The organism is Mesorhizobium sp. AA23 (genome assembly GCF_001672435.1).
GTDB lineage: Bacteria > Pseudomonadota > Alphaproteobacteria > Rhizobiales > Rhizobiaceae > Mesorhizobium.
The window spans coordinates 157,690-174,685 of sequence record NZ_LYTP01000033.1 but is presented as its reverse complement, the minus strand read 5'-3'; the positions used below and the strand labels follow the sequence as shown (position 1 = coordinate 174,685).

Here is a 16,996-nt window from a genome sequence, read left to right as displayed (position 1 = left end):
GCCGCGGTCATCTTCCGGACGGCCCGACGGCGCCGCTTGGGCGGCCAACGAGGGGGGCCTCCACGCGGAGGAAACCGGAGGCTTGGAAATTCCCGCCATCGTCAAATGTCCCGATCGCGAGAGAGCCGGCGGTGCTCGGAACCTTCACGGTTATTGCGACAGCGTGGCTTCGCTTGACGGCGGCGGGAAGAATGACCTGGCCGACGATCGCGTTCTTGGCGGCATCCAGAATGAAATAGGTTATATGCTCGGTCGCGTCGCCGATGGGCAAAACGCCCCTAACGGTCACGTCCATTGCAGTAGACGAAGTTGCGTAGGTCATCATGCACTCCCCGATTAGCGGCGGCTGGTGCCGCGGCTTCTCCTGCTTGACACTTGATTTTCAATCACCGCAGTACCGCCCCCGATCCGACGGGCTTGGCCGCAAACTCGCGCGAAAGCTCGCGCGCGAAGACGTGATGGGCTGCAGCCTTTGCTCCAGACGACTCCCGGTCCGATCGGCGGGCAGGAAGTCGCAGACGGCGCCGTTTTCCGACGGCACTCGGTTTGAACAGCTCTGTTGAGATTTGGTTTGGATGCGGGGCACGGGAGCAATCCGCCGCACCTTGCAGCAACAAATTTCCCGCCGGCGCATAGATGGGCACGGCCTGCGGCGCTCAGTTGCGGATAGGTTTGAAGTTTGTCGAAGCGGCGGGCTTCAAACTCCCTGGGAAACGCACGTGATATCACGTGATACACGATCCACTCCCGTCACAGCCGACGCCGATCTCTTGGCGAAAACTCGCGAGAGAGCTCCGGAGTGGAAAAACCTGTTCGACCCGAACAAAAAAGACAAACGCTCACTCGGCCGCGCGCTCACTAACGCACGTGCCTTAGTCGTCCGCGACTTTGGCCTTGCTACTCCGGAACCCTCTGGCTTGACTCCCCTACGACTTCCGCAGAATGCCAGCTACCCACGACCTGTGGGCCCCCCCTCACAGCAGCAAATTAGTAAATTTGAAAATTAGCGATCTGTAAACTATGGAAGCGACTAAACCGGCCTACCTCTAAAGTATTAGGTCAGGAAATATTACAGACCGCAACTCTAGAAAATATTTTGGAAATCCATAACTTAACCTCACCCGGCAACTTGCGTCAAACCCAGAAACGTGATCGGGATCGAGCTCCCGCTATCCCGTTTCGGCGTGGCGATGGGTCGACGCCAACCACCGCTTCGTCGATCTTGACGTCGCTCGGCAAATGGCGGTGAAGTGGGCGGAGATCGTCTGAGGACCTTAGCCGCTCCGGTGGCGGGACAAGTAGACAATAGGAGCTTCGAGACGGCTCCGCGAATTAATCCGCGGCACGAAGAATGGCATTGCTGAACGTCGCGCAACGTCAGAGCGAGAGATGGCAATTTCACGGATGACCACGGGCAAGCGACTTTGCCTGAACATGATCGTCAAGAACGAGATGGCGAACCTGCAGCGCTGTCTGGGGGCGGTTGTCGACCACATCGACTGCTGGGTCATCGGCGACACCGGGTCGACCGACGGGACCCAGGATTACATCAGGGCTTTCTTCGCCGATCGCGACCTGCCCGGGGAGTTGCATCAGTTCCCCTTCGAAAATTTCGAGCAGGCCCGCAACGCCGCGCTCGATCATGCATATGCTTCGTCGCTCGTCTATGATTATCTGCTTTTCGACGACGCCGACATGGAGTTGGTCGTCGAGGACGCGGGCTTCCGAGCGCAGCTCGACTGTCCCGGCTATCGGCTGCTCCAGCGATCCGGTTCCGACCTCGCCTATTGGAACACCCGCATCGTCAGGCGCGATGCCGGCGCCCGCTACCGTGGCGTGACGCATGAATATCTCGACGTTCCCGGCGACGTGAAGGAACTGCAGGGCGTTTGGTACAAGGACCACGCCACCGGATCGAACCGCGTCGACAAGTTCGAGCGCGACATCAAGCTCCTGCTGGAGGCGCTGGAGAAAGACCCGGAGAACCACCGATACTGGTTTTACCTGGCACAGTCCTACCGCGACGCCGGACGCACGGCCGAGGCGGCGGTGGCCTACGCCAAACGCGCGGCGATGGGCGGCTGGGACGAGGAAGCATGGAACGCCCGGCTGCAGGAGGCGCGCTGCCTAAGAAAGCTCGGGGACGACGCAGGCTTCATTCGCCAGGCGCTTGCTGCCTTCAATCAGCGCCCGCAACGTACCGAACCCCTCTACGACCTCGCGCGGTTCCATCGCGAGAAGGGGATGAATGACGCCAGCGTGCTGTTTTCGGAAGCCGGTCTGGCGATCAGGAAACCGGAGCAAGACATCCTGTTTCTCGAGGATTTCATCTACACGACGGGCCTTCGCGAGGAATACGCGATCGCGGCAAACTACGCCAGCGATCCATTGCGCAAGGACCGCGGGTTCGCAGTGTGCAATTGGCTGGCGCTGAGCCGCAGCATCGCCGACGGTTCCCGCGATCTGGCGCGCTCCAACCTGTTCTTCTACATCGAGCCCGCCAAGACGATGATGCCATCGTTCACTGCGCAACCGGTCGCCTTCGTGCCGCCCGAGGGCTATCGGCTCTCAAACCCGTCCGTGGCTCGCTGGGACAACCAGATCGTAGTGTTGCAGGGGGCCATCACCTTGGCGGCGGCGGAAGAGGACCTCCGGGCTCGAGCGCCGGATCGAGCGGCGGTGCACACACGCAATTTCTTGCTGCGCATCGACAGCGAATTCGGGATCGCGTCGGCCGACGAGATTTCACAGCCGACCGACTTGCCGCGACCTGCTTACGGCTGCGGCCTCGAGGCCATGCGTCCGTTTGCCTGGGAGGGGCAATTGTGGAGCAGCGCCTATATGCGCGCGTCGGCCGCAGAAGGCGAACCGGTCATCGCGCGCATCGACCATGGCGGGCCTGCACCATACCGGATGACTGACTGGCGAGTGCTCCGGCCGATCGGTGCGAAGATGAACGGCAACAACTGGCTCCCCCTCGTCAAGCCGGCTGGCATCGGCACCGACCGGGAGCGGCTGCAGTTCCTTTCTGTGGGTGATTCCATCCGCATTGTCGGCGATCAAGGGCAGACGATATCGGAAAAGCCGTCTTCCGTCGCTGCCGACGAGCTCAAGGGAGGCACCCAGGCGATTGCCTTCGAAGGCGGATGGCTGACACTCGCGCACGAGACGCGGGCAAGGCCGGACGGGGCTCAGCCATACTGCCAGCACCGCTTCGTCTGGTTGGACGAAACAGGTTGCTTGGCAAAGATCAGCCGGCCGTTCTTCTTCAATGAAAAGGGGGGTGAATTTGCCGCCGGCCTAGCCTGGCACCCAAAAGACGAGCGCCTGCTGATTTCGTACGGCGTCGCCGAGAGCGAAGCGTGGATCGCCGCCGTCGATGCCTCGGAGGTAAGCTCGCTGCTGGAGAGGACCGACTATTTGTTCGCAAGCGAGGCATATTGGAGCTCACTTGCGACGACGTCGGCGGACGGTGCGACCATACAAATTGTGGCGGCTCAGCAGCGCAAAGAACCCGGCGACCTCCATCAACAAACCCGGCCTGACAGCGGACTCCCGAAGGAGGCGAGCAGGATTGTCCTCTCCGGCAATGCGAAGGGCACAGAGGAGGTCCTGCTCGAGCTGGCGCCGTTCCTTCGCTTCGCAGACTCGCCGCATGAGCGTCGCGATCAATCCTGGGCGTTCGATAGCCGGATAGCCCCCTTCCTGGACAGGGGAGATGCCGCGCTGCCTCAGATCCACTGCTTTTACGAGGTGCTTTCCGACACTGCGAAGCATCTGACCTTGATTGCCGCCACCACGTCGATGCGCGCCGCAGGCCATCCCGTGAGGGTCTGGAGCTACTCGCCGAACAAGCTTCAATTCCTCGTGCCGCTCGGCGTCGAGGTACGCGCCGCGGATGACGTGATGCCGCGCAGCTTGTTCGAGCGAATGGTCGCCGGCTCCGAGATCCGCTATTTCAGCGACGCCTTTCGCTACGCCGTGCTTTACGAACATGGCGGGTTGTGGATGGATTGCGACGTGGTCATGCTGCGACCGTTTCCGTTCCGCGGCGATTACTTTTTCAATCTGCAATGGCGCGGCGGGCACCAAGGCCACTTCGTCTGCGGCAACGTCATCTATGCCGAAGCCTTCAGCCCCCATTTGAGAGCGCTCTACGAGATGTCAATCGAGCGGTTCTTCGGTGAGAGCGGCAAGGGATTTGGCGAAATCGGCCCGAAACTGCTCTCCGACTACATTGCTTCGGATCAAGGCGCCGAGCTGCGCGATTGGGTCTTCGGGCCGATGTTCTTTAACGCGATCGATTGGACCGAGATAGGCGAGTTCGAAAAGCCGCTCGCCGATTTGGCTGTCTATCTGAATGATGAGCGTGTCTTCGGAACACACCTGTGGACGGCACGAAATGAGGCTCGCTCGGGCGAGGAAGGAGCGCCGCTCATCTCCTTGCTGGTCGAGCCGCTGCGGAGCTTTCCCACACTCATCGATCTTGCTGATCGCTTCAACACCGACAAGAACCGCCATACCGGCAACCGGCATGCTTACGCACGCGTCTACGAGCGGCTGCTGTCCAGCCGGAGACTTTGCATGCGGAGGCTATTGGAGATCGGCCTTTGTCGCATCGCCGCGGAAGGCGACCAGTCCGAGACGCCCTCGGTCGCGCTCTGGCAATCCTATTTTCCTTACGCCGAGGTGATCGGTGTCGACCTGACGGATTTTTCTCAGTTCAACAATGAGAGGTTCAAGTCTTTCGTCTGCGATCAATCCAAGCTGGAGGATCTGCGCTCGGTCGCGGCGAAGCTGGAACCGGGCTCGCTTGACGTGATTATCGACGACGGCAGCCACGCCTCGTTCGACGAGCAACTGACGCTGCGCGAATTCTTCCCGCTGCTCGCAGAGGGTGGATGGTATTTCATCGAAGACCTCGACTGGCAGCCAACAAGCGAAAATGCCGTTGAAATCACACTCACCAAGCATCTCTTGCGAGAAATCCAACAGCACGGCACGGCCCGATCAATCGACCCGGTCGGTATCAGCGACCTTGCCGATCAGTTCGCCGAAATCCGGTTCTTCGACAGCCATTTCGAGCTTAGCCAGGCAAAATTGCTCGGAGGGCTAGTGGCGATCCGCAAGCGCGGAGGCGTCGGCCTTGTTCGATGAGCGTCACAGGGCGGTGCGGTCGGGTTCGGGCGAGTCCAGCCGTTCAGCGGGAGGTCGCTTAGCGACTGCGTCCAATCGCGGACCCCTTCCTTGAAGATAGCGGTCTACACCATCGCGTTGAACGAAGCCGCACATGTTGAGAGGTGGGCAAATTCGGCCGTCGGCGCCGACTATCGGATAGTCGCCGACACCGGCAGCACCGACGACACGGTATCCCGACTGATCAACGCCGGCGTTACCGTGCACCGGATCGCGGTCCGCCCATGGCGCTTCGATGACGCCCGAAATGCCGCCTTGGCGCTCATCCCCGCCGACGTCGACGTGTGCTGCACGATGGATATGGATCGTTTCCTCGAGCCCGGCTGGCGCCCCAAGCTGGAGGCGGCCTGGAGACCCGAAACGACAGCCCTCTATTGCCAGACGATCTATAGAGCGAGTGTCGACGACCCCAGACCGTTGCGGCAATGGGCCACCAAGAATTTTCACCATCGCTGGGGATATCGCTTCAAGCGCCCCGTCCATGAGGCCCTCGTCTTCACCGGAGAAAGGGAGGTGGTCACGACCAGCAACGACCTGGTCATGTTCGAGGTGCAGGACCTGGCCAAGCCAACCAGGAGCAGCTACCTGCCTCTGATGGAGGTTGCCTACAAGGAAGATCCCGACGACGCACAGATGTGTTTCTGGCTCGGGCGGGACCTGATGTGGGCCAACCGGCCCGACGAGGCCGTCCAATTGCTTGAGCGCTACCTTGGCTTGCCGACAAGCACCTGGGGCGAGGAACGGTCAGAAGCGATGCGCTACATCGCACGCATGATGCCGGACCAGAGATTGGTGTGGTTGGACAAAGCGCGAATGGAAGCGCCGCATCGGCGCGAGATCTGGGCCGACCTTGCGGAGGAACTCCACGGCAGGGCCGACTGGTTGAATCTGTTCTGGGCGTGCAGCAACGGAATCGAAAACACCCGTCGCACCGGAAGCTATCTCGATGACCCGAACTGCTGGGGCTTTCGGCTGTTTGATCTGGGCGCCATCGCCTCATGGCACCTGAATGCGATGGACCGTGCTGTGGAATGGGGGCAGATGGCGCTCGAGCTTGACCCGGGCAATGAGCGTCTCAGGAACAACCTCGATTTCTTCATTCGGCGCCGGCACGAAGATCGAGCAGCGCCGCTCGGCGAAGAAGGTGTTCGGTGAAGGCTATCGGTTGCCTGATGGGACGGACTGGCCGACTGCGGTCAACGCCAGCCTGTCGCTCACGTATTGATCCGTACCGATTCCTCCGGCCGTTCGTCACTGATGACAAGCGGCGGCAAGCACACATAGGCTTTGAGCGAGGGCATCACGCCCGCCATGATGCAATCGATGCCTGCATTGTTCAGCCTTAGGCCGAAGCCTGCAAAATCCACGATCATCGGCCGTATCGGAAGGCACCACTCCAACAGCGCGCGCGCGCCACGTGGCGAGACGGAGTAACAAACCGTGCCGAGCAGATAGCGCGCTCGAAGCAGAGCAGGTTCGATTTCCGCCTCCTGGAAGTCAGCAATATGCGTCATGACTTCGCCCGGAAAGAACTCCAGCCTGGCACCGGTTCCGCCAGGAAGGGCATCTAGCCAGGCATAGCATCGCAGACTTGCACTCCACAGGATGAAATCCCAATCGGCCGGGATGTTCGCCAAGAGCGCGTTCGTATGTCGTTCGAACTCGCGAGAGAAGATCGCATCATCTTCGGCAACCGTTATCACCTTGTGCCGACCGACGGCCTCTCTCCAGAGCGTCACGTGCGAGATGGCGCAGCCCAGACTCCCAGGCGCATACTCCAAATCCGAACTGATAACCCCACGCTCTATCAGCTTGTCGCGGTCGATGGATTTTCCGTCAAATCCGGAGAACCTCCGGACTTCCGGCAGGTGCGAGTTCAACTTGCGAAATTTATCCAGCCGCCCGACACTTCGATCGAGATTGATTACATAAATCTCCGACATGACGCTTTTAGCCCCATTTTGGCGATGGTTCGTCCATTCACTCACTTTGCATCGAGCGAACCAGCTTGCGCCCCGGCCTCCACTTGAGAGAACTTCAAGTCTAGCCGGATCGGTGGTAGCTGGCGAGACGGCTTGGACCAGGCATTCGAACTTTTGGAGGATTTGCGTCCGGCAACTGGAGAGGCTATGAGGCGCCGAGATTTGGCGGTTGGCATCATCGTTGCGGCAGCATCGGCTACCGCAATGGCAAAGTTTTCGGCCATCCTGGACCCGGGCTATGCAGCTATGCCATCCCCCCGGAATAAAACACCCGCGACGCTTCTGTCCGCCCCGCTCGAACTCGCGGGCAATTGGGGCCGCATGCTCCCGCAAGCGGCAGAACAGGTCGTTGAAAAGGCGCGGCGCGCCTGCCTAGACGGCGTCCGACTGCTGTCTGATCGCCAGCCGGCAAGGCTCCGCGTCGACCGCCATGGCACCGGACAGCCGGCGATCTGGCTGCATCCCGACGGCAGCAGTATGGCCTGGATCATTGTCGACATCGGCGAACGGGACTGGTCGAAGCTTGCCTACCAGTTCGGCCATGAACTCGGCCATGTGCTTGCCAACAGCTGGCAGGCCGATGCGAAGCCGGCACCGCCTTGCCAATGGCTGGAGGAAGCCATGGTGGAGGCCTTCTCGCTGCGAGGCCTGGGACGCCTGGCGAAAGACTGGAAACAGGACCCGCCTTTCGCAGGTGACAACGCTTTCGGCGATGCCATTGCCGAATATCGTGGGAACATAATCAAACGCTATACCGCGCTCGCCGACAGCCAGGGACTTACCCGAGATGCTGCGACGTGGTTCGCCGACCACCGAAACGAGATCGAAGTTCCAGGTCTCAATCCGTTCGCGCAAGCAATGTGCCCGACCATTCTCGCAGAATACGAACAGGTTCCCGATTGCGTTGAGGCGCTGGGCGCGCTCAACCGCTGGCCTGGCCGCAGCGGGGTTCCAATCGCCGAATATCTCCGCCGATGGAAAAAGAGCTGTACCGAATTGGACGCCTCGCCGCACCTGCCGGTCCGACTCCAGCAATTGTTGCATGTTACCCGGGAGCGACGCTAACCAAAGCTCGGCAATGTGGCGGGAATCTTGTGATCGGACACATACGGGGGCCTGCGCGGACGCTACGGGTCTCCAAAAAAGCAGGGACGAGAACGCCCAAGCCGGCAGTTGGTCAGCGGCCGTCTGTATGTCGTGGCTGATGTGGAAGGGATTGTTGCTTGGCAGCGTCCGGATCGGTCTCCTTCGCCTTCGGCTCGGAGTGTCGCCGACCATATACAAGCCTGAACACAATCGCGAGATAGCCGACCTGCAACAGAAGCGCGGCTAGGAGGCTCCAGGCAATGCTCATCCAGACGGACCCTGTGACCTCATAGGCCCAGGTTCCGACTACGCTCGACGTGATAAGCATTCCGACCAGAAACTGAGGAAAGTACATCTCCCCAATCCTGCTTCCAGGCACTCGAGGCGAAAATTTCACTATTTTAGCAATCGAGCAAGTATCGCCATCTGTACCAATTTCGACGCAGCACCGAGTTTCTCATTCGAGCAGCACGGTAACGGAAGACGCTGGAACGTCAGGTCGAAAGCTTAGAGGATGACGTGTTCCTAGGAGAATTCCGAGTTGGAAGGCGAGCGGATGTCCGGCGGGGTGGCGATATCAAACAAGGTCGCCAGCGCGTACACACCCGCCGGGGAGTGAGCGACTGACGAAGATGTGGGGACTTTTGCGTGGGCCTTTCTGCACCGATTCCTGCCGCAGTACGCCGTTCGTTTCGCTTTTCCATTTTCTCCCCCGAAACGAAGACGTAAGGCTTACCCGCGAACCCGCCATTAGAAGGACGCAAAAAGGCGGACCAGGGAATACCGGGTCCGCCTTGTCTGCCGACGGGCTTCGGGGAAGAAGGCTGGGTTCGACAAACTATCCGAGGCAATCTCAGCTGGACAATGAGAGAATTCTTGCGGCCGCGCGCCAAGCTGGCCGGCTGGTGGTGGTGGCGGAAAACCACACCGTCATAGGCGGACTGGGTGAAAGTGTCGCCGCATTGCTTATGCGCGAGGGCGTGACACCCGCCTTTCGGCAGATCGCCCTTCCCGACGAGTTTTTGGACGCCGGTGCTCTGCCGACACTTCACGATCGGTACGGCATCTCGACAACTGAGGTCGTGCGCCGTATTCGCGAATGGACGGGTAAGTGAGGCACGATCTCGGCTCTGCTCTTGATGACGGTGATCGGCAGCCGTAACGCCACCAGGAGCGATTTCGATCAGGTCGCCGCATCGATCCGGGACGGCGAAATACCGATTACCAGGCTCGTGACCCACCGGACCACTCTGGCCAAGAGCCCTCACGACATTGCGCGCTGGTCACGCGAGAAGGCTGGGCTGATCAAGGCTGTCATCGCCGTCCACGACAGGTCCTGACCAGCTGACGTAAGGGCCAGCAGTCTCTTGCGAGCGGCGCCTTACCCATTTGGCGCTGTGCGAACGGCATCCGCTGCGCCAAGCCCGACGACCGGGATGTCCCGGTCATCACTTCCGAGACAGTCTTCCAATCTTCAAGCCGGGGAGGCGTCGGGGAGACCAGCGAACTCAGCGCTGTTGCCAAAAATATGCTCAACCTGGTCGGGAAGCAGAACCCCCGCTTCTTCAACGACTTGGCGTAAGGTCCTCTTCCCTGCCAAAGCGCGCTTGGACAATTCGGCTGCTTTGCCGTAGCCGATCAGTTTTGCTAAGGGCGTTGCCAGAACGAGGGATTGATCAAGCAGCGCTCTGCAACGATCAAAATCGACTTCGATCCCGTCCACGCAGCGCTCTTTGAAAATCCGCATTCCTCTCGTCAACAACCGCATGGATTGCAGGATGTTCAAGACGATCACCGGCTCCATTGCATTCAACTGAAGCTGGCCCGCGCTTGCGGCCAGTGTCACGGTAAGATCGTTGCCAATCACCTGGAAGCTGAGTTGGTTCACCATCTCAGGAATGACGGGATTGATTTTACCCGGCATGATCGAAGAGCCGGCCTGCACGGGTGGCAATCGAATCTCGCCCAGTCCGCCAAGCGGCCCACTGCTAAGCAGGCGCAAATCGTTGCAGATCTTGGTCAGCTTGACTGCGATGCGCTTCAGCATGCCCGAAAAGGAAACGAAGCCGCCGGTGTCCGACGTTGCCTCGATGAAATTACGGGCAGCAACAAGCTGAATGCCTGATATTCGCGACAGATGACCGCAAACGATGCCTGGGAACTCGCGGGGCACGTTAATCGAGGTGCCGATCGCCGAGCCCCCAAGGTTGATTTCCAACAACAATCTCGCGACCGACTGAAGTTGGACGATATCTTCGTCGATGAGTTCAGCAAAGGCTTCGAACTCCTGCCCAACTGTCATGGGCACCGCGTCCTGAAGCTGAGTTCGGCCAACCTTGAGCTCATTCGCGTGCTGGAGCGCCTTGGCGCGAAACGCATCACGCAAATTGACTTGTGCCGATACGAGCCCGTCGCAGGCCCGCAAAACCGTCAGACGGATTGCGGTCGGATACACATCGTTTGTCGACTGGGAAAGGTTTACGTCGTCGTTGGGGTGCAGCCTTGCGTAATCGCCAATTTTGGCGCCGAGTTTGATCAGGGCCAGGTTGGTCACAACCTCGTTGACGTTCATGTTTGTCGACGTACCGGCCCCTCCCTGCATCATGTCAACCGGGAAGTTTTCTTCGATCCCCTTCAGTTCGATGATATCGTCGCACGCATCTGAGATAGCCTGGGCCTTTTCGGGCGAGAGCAGTCCGAGTTCCATGTTTGCAAGACAAGCAGCCTTTTTCACCATCGCCATCGACTGGATGAACTCGGGAAAATCCTTCAGCCGCAGCCCGGACACATCGAAGTTCTGTTCTGCTCGACGGGTGTGCACGCCATAGAGCACGTGGCCCGGTACAGCGAGCGGTCCGATCAGATCCGTTTCGATACGGTCGGCAATCATGGTTGCTAACTCCGCTCAGCCAAGACCTCGGGCGTCACCCACACAGGTGCAAGATTCACAAGTCTGGATACTAAGATGAGGTCCTCACGACCGGCTGATGACGGCGCCAGCCTTGATGGCGAGCGCCGCGATAGTCAGTGCCGGGTTGACGGCCGCGGATGTCGGAAGCACAGAAGCGTCGGTTATATAGAGGTTTGCAATTTCGTGGGAACGGCAATCAGGCGACACAACCGACGTCTCCGGATCGCTTCCAAGCCTGGCAGTGCCACACTGGTGCGAAGTCGTCTTTCTGCCGAAGGTTCGAGTAAGAACGATGGGGAAGCCCGCCCTTCGCATCACACCTCGCGTCCTGCGGATCAGCAGCTCGTGCGCTCGCATGTTGCTGCGAACCCAATGCATGACGATGCGGCCATTCTGAACCGTGACCCGGCTCTCTGGATTGGGCAGGTCCTCGCTGGTCAAGAACCAGCCATAGCAATTGCGGGCTATCAGCCCCGCCAGCCACCGTGGCAGCAAGGGCGCGTTCGCCTTGAGGATGTTACCCGTGATATGTCCAAGCAATTGCACGTTGCCAAGCGGGAAACCTGTTTCCGGCTCGGCGTTATAGAAGTCGTTGAATGCCAGGGTCTTCTGGTAAACCGACGTATTGGCCGATCGCGGATCGATCGCCAGCATGGCGGTGGTATTGTGGTTCATGAAGTTGCGGCCGAGTTGGTCGGAGCCGTTGGCCAGCCCGCGCGGATGTGCGGCATTCGCCGAGCGCAGCAAGAGCGCCGCGCTCTGGACCGCGCCGGCCGCAACGGCGAAGATACCAGCGCTGATCCGCCGCTCAACTCCATCCTTGAAAAACACCGCGGCAGTCACCTTGCGACCCGTCGGATCGGTTTCCAGCCGTACGACACTGGCCCCGGTCACGAGACTGACGTTGCTGCTGTTCAACGCGGCAGTCAGCGGTCCAACTTCGGCGTCGATCTTGCCGGAACCCGTGTTGGGAAACGCATCCCAACCGGTCTTTGCGCGGCGAAGCCACTCATTGATGTCGATAGCCAGGGGAAGGCTGGCTGGATGGATCCCCGCCTCTTTCAAGCGAGCGCGCACGGCCGCTATGGCCGGCTCGTCGGGTACCGGCGGAAAACGGTAAGGACCGGTGCGCGGCGGCTCGGTGGGATCCTGCGTGGGGTCACCCCGCACCTTGAAAATCGCCTCGGCTCGCTCGTACCAGGGCTCGAGCTCCTCGTAGGTGATCGGCCATCCAGGCGAGGCGCCGTCCATGTGCGGGCGGGGCGAGAAATCCTCAAGCCTGTAGCGGTACATCACCGCGCCGAAGAATTTGGAATTGCCTCCAACATAGTAATAGTTGCCGGGCAGGAAAGCCTGCCCATCGTCGCCGAGCCACTCTTCGGTCGAACGGTAGAAGCCCTCGAGAAATATCGCCCGGTCGTCGCGCGCCTGGGGCGCGTCGCGCAGGTGCTCGCCACGTTCCAGAATCACGATGCGCCTGCCGGTGCCGGCCAGGCTATGGGCCAGGGAAGCGCCTCCTATGCCTGACCCGATAATGACGATATCAGCTGTTTGATCCACGTCGATGCCTCAGTCTATGCGTTGCTCATTGTCGGCATCGAACAGCACGATCTTGCCAGTATCGACCGCGAGGGTCGCCGAAGTGCGGGCTGCCACGGCCCTTGGCGGCACACGAGCTGTGACTTCGACCCCGCCTGCCTGGAAAAGAGCAAGCGTATCGGGGCCCGTAGGCTCGACAACGTCGATGTTTACCGTGACCGCTTGCGCGGCTTGCTCGCCGGCGACGCTGAACAACTCCGGACGAACGCCCAGCAGAATACTGCGCCCAGCGTATTTGGCTGCCGCTTGTGAAGACAAAGGGATGCCTGAGAGGCGGGCAGCCGCCCCACCTGGGACGTCGATCACCGCGACTGGCCGACCGTCTTCCACGTCAAGTCTCGCCGGAATGATGTTCATGGAGGGCGAGCCCACGAACTTGGCCACGTATACGTTCGCCGGCCGGTCGTAGACCGACTGCGGATCGTCAAGGTGCTGGACCACGCCGTCCTTCATCACGGCAACGCGCGTGGCGAGCGTCATGGCTTCGATCTGGTCATGCGTGACGTATACGATTGTGGTTCCCAATCGTGCATGAAGACGCTTGATCTCGGTTCGCATGTCGACGCGCAACTTGGCGTCCAGGTTGGATAAAGGTTCGTCGAACAGGAACAGCTTGGGTTGGCGCACGATCGCGCGCCCCATTGCCACGCGCTGGCGCTGGCCTCCCGAGAGTTGCGAGGGCTTCCTGTCCAGAAGATGCGTCATCTGGAGCAGGTCGGCCGCCGTCTTGACCGCTTTGTCCCGCTCGGCTTGCGGCACGCCGCGGATCTTCATGCCGAACTCGATGTTCTGGCGCACGGTCATCGTGGGATAGAGGGCGTAGGACTGGAACACCATGGCGATATCCCTGTCTTTCGGCGACAGGTCGTTGACAACCCTGCCGGCGATGCGGATTTCGCCACCTGAGATGTTCTCGAGGCCGGCGATCATGTTGAGCAGTGTGGACTTGCCACAACCCGAAGGGCCGAGCAGCACCAGGAAGTCGCCGGTGCCGATGGAGATACTGACCTCCTTCAGGACTTCGAGGTCACCGTAGAGCTTGCGGGCCCGATCGATTTCAAGCGTTGACATAGCACTAGCCTTTCACGGCGCCGGCGGTCAGACCGCGCACGAAGTAGCGTCCCGCGACGACGTAAACGAGAAGGGTGGGGATGGCGGCAATCATGGCGGCCGCCATGTCGACATTGTATTGCTTGCGCCCCATCGTCACGTTGACGATGTTGTTCAGCGCCACGGTGATCGGCGATGATTGCCCTGCGGTGAACGACACGCCGAAAAGAAAGTCGTTCCAGATCTGCGTGAATTGCCAGATGCAAGAGACCACGATGATGGGAAGCGCGGTCGGCAACATCACTGAAAAGAAGATCCGAAAGAACCCAGCTCCGTCGATTTGAGCCGCGCGGGTCAGTTCGTCCGGGATCGTGATGAAATAGTTCCGGAAGAACAGGGTCGTGAAGCTTATGCCGTATACGGTGTGAACCAGCACGAGACCCGGAATGGTGCCGGAAAGGTGGAGGCGACCAAGCAGCTGCGCCATGGGCAAGATAACGGCCTGGAACGGCAGGAAGCAGCCGAACAGCAATAGTCCGAATATTGCGTTCGCCCCGGCGAAACGCCACTTCGTGAGGATATAGCCGTTTATCGCGCCTATCCCCGTGGACAGGATGACGGCGGGCACGACCATGAGGATGGAATTGATGAAGTATGGCCGCAGTCCCGTGCAGGCCGTACCAATGCAGGCCTCCTGCCATGCCTTGTTCCAGGCTTCGAAGGTGATCGCCTGGGGCACCCCGATGAAGGAGCCGCCATAGATTTCATCCAGCGACTTGAGCGAGGTGACGATCATCACCCAAAGCGGCATCAGGTAGAAGGCGGCGAGCGCGATCAGCGAGCCATAGATGAACAGGCGACCGATCTGGTGTGAACGACGCGCCGAGCGTGCTTCAGTGCGCATTGCGGTCCTCCCTCAATTCCGAATAGAGGTAGGGAACGATGATGGCGGCGACCGTCATCAGCATCATGATGGCGCTGGCGGCACCTACGCCCATCTGGTTGCGCCTGAACGTCGCGGCGAACATGAAGGTCGAGGGCATTTCGGTGGCGCTGCCAGGCCCGGCATTTGTGAGGGCCAGAACCAGGTCGAAGCTCTTGATCGAGATATAGCTCAGTAGGACGATGACGCTCAGGAATGCCGGGCGCAGCATCGGCACGATGACGCCGAGGTAGATTCGCGGCAGGCTGGCTCCCTCGATCTGCGCGGCCTTGATGATCGAAGTATCGATCGCTCGCAGCCCGGCCAGGAAAATGGCCATCGCGAACCCCGTCGATTGCCAGACCGCTGCGATCACCACGCAGTAGATTGCAAAGCTTGGTTGTGTGATCCAATCGAAGACAAAACCGGTCCAGCCGAGCTCGTTGACGACCTTCTGCAGGCCGAGGTCCGGGTTCAGGATCCATTTCCAGGCTGTGCCCGTGACAATGAATGACAAGGCCATGGGATAGAGGTAGACGGCTCGCAGGAAGCCCTCCGCCCTCACCTTCTGGTCGAGCAGAATCGCGAGGAACAAGCCCAGCGCGATGGTGATCGCCAGGAACAACGCCGTAAAGATGAAGAGATTGGCGACTGCAGTGTGCCAGCGCGGGGTCGACCACAAACGGACATATTGCTCGAGCCCGACGAAGTCGAACTTCGGGACCATCTGGGACGAAGATAGCGAGATCCAGGCCGTCCAGACTATGAAGAGATAGACGGCAATCAGAACGGCCAGCAGGCTGGGCGACAGGACGAGCCGCGGCAGCCATAGGTCCAATTTGTTTTTGAACGACATGGGACTGACCAACCTCGCTATTGCCGAGCATTGTTGCGGACGGTGTCCCCGCCGGCACGATTGCCGGCAGGGCTTTGGTGGCCTGGACTAGCGGGCGTTGTTGATCCCATCGACCAGGGCCTGAACAGCATCCTTGGACGACATGTCGGTGACGAAGAATTTGCCGACGACGTCGGTGAAGACGCCGGCGAATTGAGGCTGGGCAGCAAAGCCTTCCGTGAGGCCGCCGAGCATCGTGCCGTTCTTCACCGCCGCCTCGCGGTCAGCATAGCTACGCTTCGCGCAGTCATCGAAACTGTCGACCGGAACGTCGGAGCGAGCCGGGATCGAACCCTTGATCAGGTTGAACTGCTTCTGCACCTCGGGATCCATGATCGATTCTGCCCAGGCGTCCTGGCCTGCTGTGGTCACGGCATCATCGACCTTGAACATGCCAAATGCGTCGATCACGAACTTGAAGTTGGGCTTGTCGGTCGGCGTTGGGAAGCAGAGGAAATCGACGCCGGGCTTGAGGCCCTTGGCAAGGAACTCGCCTTTGGCCCAGTCGCCCATGACCTGCATGGCGGCCTTGCCATCCGCGACCATGCCCGTTGCGACGGCCCAATCACGCCCGGTGAAGCCGTCATCGACAAGTCCGCGGACCTTCCTAAGCTTGTCGAACGTCGCGATCATTTCGGGGCTCGAAAGAGCGCCCTCGTCCAGGTCGATGACTGCCTTCTTGTAGAATTCGGGCCCGTTCACGTCGACAAGGATTGCCTCGAAGACCTCGAGGATCTGCCAGCTCTCGTCACCCATGGCGAGCGGGACCACACCGGCGGCCCGGAGCTTGTCTCCGTCGGCGATCAGCTCATCCCAAGACTTCGGTTCCTTGACGCCGGCCTTGTCGAAAACGGCCTTGTTCGCCCAAAGCCAGTTCTGCCTGTGCATGTTGATCGGCACGGAAATGAAGTCGTCTCCGTTTTTGACGAATGCAAGCAGCTGCGGGGCGAGCGCCTTGTCCCAGCCGTTCTTGGTGTAGAGATCGTTGAGAGAGCGCAGGACGCCCTGCTTGCCCCAGTCGAGCCCTTCATAGCCAAGGAACTGCATCGTTGCCGGGGGGTTCCCGGCGGCAAGACGCGTGCGCAATGCCTGCAGCGCGTTGGCGCCGCTGAGACCGCCGACCGCGCTATCTTCCCAGGTGTAACCCTTGGAGGCCAGCTTATCGGTGATGACCTTGAGCGCTTTGACCTCGCTTTCGGACACCCAGTGATGAATGCCTTCGACCTTGCCCTTGCTTTCGGCCATTGCCGCAACCGGCATGAAGGCGGTCGAGGCGGCTAGGATGGTGGTGAGCTTCATTGTAGTTCCCCTTGTTGCTTGCGTTGGTGGCTTGATGATCCGGCTCGATCCTGTGG

Annotated in this window: 12 protein-coding genes and 2 pseudogenes; 5 read left to right on the top strand and 9 right to left on the bottom strand. The window is 60.2% G+C overall.

Translation table 11 applies throughout. The features are described 5' to 3' along the window. Positions 1-7 precede the first annotated feature (7 nt). Together A9K66_RS28720 and A9K66_RS30615 are read right to left on the bottom strand one after the other, a co-directional pair. On the bottom strand, positions 8-325 hold the full coding sequence (locus tag A9K66_RS28720; RefSeq protein WP_095826372.1) for a hypothetical protein: 318 nt from the start codon (positions 323-325) through the stop codon (positions 8-10). Positions 326-1,398: 1,073 nt separating this feature from the next. Next, entirely contained in the window at positions 1,399-1,845 is a 447-nt protein-coding gene (locus tag A9K66_RS30615; protein WP_128292735.1) for a hypothetical protein, read from the bottom strand. A 24-nt stretch (positions 1,846-1,869) separates the two neighbouring features. On the opposite strand from A9K66_RS30615, the gene A9K66_RS28715 reads away from it, so the two are divergent. Together A9K66_RS28715 and A9K66_RS28710 are read left to right on the top strand one after the other, a co-directional pair. Beyond that, positions 1,870-5,157 (top strand): glycosyltransferase, encoded by a 3,288-nt coding sequence (locus A9K66_RS28715; RefSeq protein WP_156751166.1) that lies wholly within the window; start codon positions 1,870-1,872, stop codon positions 5,155-5,157. A gap of 90 nt (positions 5,158-5,247) precedes the next feature. Then, positions 5,248-6,351 (top strand): glycosyltransferase, encoded by a 1,104-nt coding sequence (locus A9K66_RS28710; protein WP_067330623.1) that lies wholly within the window; start codon positions 5,248-5,250, stop codon positions 6,349-6,351. Positions 6,352-6,410: 59 nt separating this feature from the next. Here the strand turns inward: A9K66_RS28710 and A9K66_RS28705 are convergent, their stop codons facing one another. Beyond that, complete coding sequence (locus A9K66_RS28705; protein ID WP_067330621.1) at positions 6,411-7,139, bottom strand: glycosyltransferase family 25 protein; 729 nt, start codon at positions 7,137-7,139, stop codon at positions 6,411-6,413. A gap of 243 nt (positions 7,140-7,382) precedes the next feature. Here A9K66_RS28705 and A9K66_RS28700 point away from each other — a divergent pair, with 243 nt between their 5' ends. From A9K66_RS28700 to A9K66_RS28685, 3 genes and pseudogenes are all read left to right on the top strand, one after another. Further along, entirely contained in the window at positions 7,383-8,243 is an 861-nt protein-coding gene (locus A9K66_RS28700) for a hypothetical protein (protein WP_067330783.1), read from the top strand. An 878-nt stretch (positions 8,244-9,121) separates the two neighbouring features. Next, positions 9,122-9,379, top strand: a pseudogene (locus tag A9K66_RS28690) (transketolase C-terminal domain-containing protein); the annotation flags it as partial. 24 nt (positions 9,380-9,403) lie between these two features. Beyond that, a pseudogene (locus tag A9K66_RS28685) lies at positions 9,404-9,604 on the top strand (dehydrogenase); the annotation flags it as partial. Between the two features lie 134 nt (positions 9,605-9,738). On the opposite strand, the gene A9K66_RS28680 reads toward A9K66_RS28685, so the two are convergent. From A9K66_RS28680 to A9K66_RS28655, 6 genes are all read right to left on the bottom strand, one after another. Beyond that, on the bottom strand, positions 9,739-11,154 hold the full coding sequence (locus A9K66_RS28680; RefSeq protein WP_067330607.1) for an aspartate ammonia-lyase: 1,416 nt from the start codon (positions 11,152-11,154) through the stop codon (positions 9,739-9,741). Between the two features lie 84 nt (positions 11,155-11,238). Continuing rightward, positions 11,239-12,735: a GMC family oxidoreductase gene (locus A9K66_RS28675; RefSeq protein ID WP_067330604.1), complete on the bottom strand. Its 1,497-nt coding sequence runs from the start codon at positions 12,733-12,735 to the stop codon at positions 11,239-11,241. A gap of 9 nt (positions 12,736-12,744) precedes the next feature. After that, a complete protein-coding gene (gene ugpC / locus A9K66_RS28670; protein ID WP_067330601.1) occupies positions 12,745-13,845 on the bottom strand; it encodes a sn-glycerol-3-phosphate ABC transporter ATP-binding protein UgpC in 1,101 nt (366 codons plus the stop codon). A gap of 4 nt (positions 13,846-13,849) precedes the next feature. Next, on the bottom strand, positions 13,850-14,728 hold the full coding sequence (locus A9K66_RS28665) for a carbohydrate ABC transporter permease (RefSeq protein ID WP_067330598.1): 879 nt from the start codon (positions 14,726-14,728) through the stop codon (positions 13,850-13,852). After that, positions 14,718-15,602 carry a sugar ABC transporter permease gene (locus A9K66_RS28660; RefSeq protein WP_067330594.1) on the bottom strand — a complete coding sequence of 295 codons (885 nt, stop codon included), beginning with the start codon at positions 15,600-15,602 and terminating at the stop codon, positions 14,718-14,720. The genes A9K66_RS28665 and A9K66_RS28660 overlap by 11 nt, the downstream gene beginning before the upstream one ends. 87 nt (positions 15,603-15,689) lie before the next feature. After that, complete coding sequence (locus A9K66_RS28655; RefSeq protein ID WP_067330591.1) at positions 15,690-16,940, bottom strand: ABC transporter substrate-binding protein; 1,251 nt, start codon at positions 16,938-16,940, stop codon at positions 15,690-15,692. Positions 16,941-16,996: the final 56 nt, after the last annotated feature.